This is a genomic window from Dietzia sp. NPDC055877 (genome assembly GCF_053615975.1).
This window is the reverse complement of sequence record NZ_JBSHCV010000048.1, coordinates 1-1,276: the sequence shown is the minus strand read 5'-3', so window position 1 is coordinate 1,276 and position 1,276 is coordinate 1. Positions and strand designations below refer to the sequence as shown.

General features: G+C 58.5%; 2 protein-coding genes. Both read right to left on the bottom strand.

Features of this window, described 5'->3' with window-relative positions; all coding sequences use genetic code 11:
* Positions 1 to 31: 31 nt before the first annotated feature.
* Positions 32 to 916 (bottom strand): IS3 family transposase, encoded by an 885-nt coding sequence (locus ACWGLC_RS17780; protein WP_378002181.1) that lies wholly within the window; start codon positions 914 to 916, stop codon positions 32 to 34.
* Positions 913 to 1,206: a transposase gene (locus tag ACWGLC_RS17775; protein WP_378002180.1), complete on the bottom strand. Its 294-nt coding sequence runs from the start codon at positions 1,204 to 1,206 to the stop codon at positions 913 to 915. Before ACWGLC_RS17775 ends, ACWGLC_RS17780 begins: the two co-directional genes overlap by 4 nt.
* Between the last annotated feature and the right edge of the window lie 70 nt (positions 1,207 to 1,276).

Below are 1,276 nucleotides of genomic sequence, written 5' to 3'. Positions count from 1 at the left end.
TGGAGTGTTCCCGCTAAAGTGGCCACTGAAATTAAGCAGCGAGTTCGTATATGTCTCTGAATCCTAGTTCAAACTCGACCGGTGTCAAATAGCCCAGTGTGGAATGCCGCCTCACCCTATTGTAGTACTCCTCAATCCAAGTGAATGTGCTCTTTGTGAGTGCTTTAAGAGTGGGCCACGGGCGAGTGTGAACGAGTTCCTTCTTGAAGCTCGCGAAGAATGATTCCGCGACCGCGTTGTCGAAACATATTCCAGTACGTCCCAGTGATCGCCGGATATTGTTTTTTGTGCAGTATTTGTCGAAGTCTCCGGACGTGTATTGAGTTCCGCGATCGCTGTGAAATATCACTTTCCCGGGCGGTCGCCGGCGAGCGATGGCCATATCCAGTGCGTCGGTGACCAGGTCGGTGCGCATGTGGTCGGCCACGGCCCATCCGACGACCATTCGGGAGTGCAGATCGATGACGGTGGCCAAGTACGCCCAGCCGTTCCATGTCCGCACGTAGGTGATATCGCCGCACCACTTGGTGTTCGCCTCTGCCGCCGTGAAGTCGCGGCCAATGAGGTCAGGTGCAGCAACAGGGTCGTCGCCAGCGACGGTGGTGCGCCTCCATGCCTTCGGGTGGCGGCCTTCCAGACCTGCGGCCTTCATCAGGCGCCACACCCGCTTGTGCGATACCCGGTGGCCGCCGGCGGCAAGCTCCGCACGCATACGACGAACACCGGGGCGGCCATTGAGGCGCCCATAGAGGCTCTCGATCAGCGTGGTCAGCTCGTCGTCCCGCAGGTCGCGAGCTGAGCGCGACTTGCCACGCCACTTGTAGTAGCCAGAAGTCGAGACGCCGAGTTGAGCACACATGAACGTGACCGGATAGGAATCGGATTCAGCCCAGTCCGCGATAGCCGCGAATTTCACCGCGGGTCTTTCGCGAACCAGGTCGCTACTTTTTTTGCGAACTCCACCTCCATGCGGGCGTGCTTCACTTCTTCACGAAGGCGCTCGAGTTCCGCCCGCTCGTCCTCATTCAACGGGCGGTCAGACTCGCCGTTTCCCTCATCTCGGGTCTTCTTCACCCATTTCCCCAATGTCATCTCGTGAACGCCGATACTGCGTGCAACTTCAGCGATCGCACGACCGTCATCGATAACCAAACTTACCGCGTTGGCCTTGTACTCGGCAGTGAAGTTCCGACGAGTCGATCCCATAATCCGCTCCCTCCATCTCGGGGGAACTCACCGCTCATCTCGGAGTGTCCACCAAGACGGGAACGGTCCA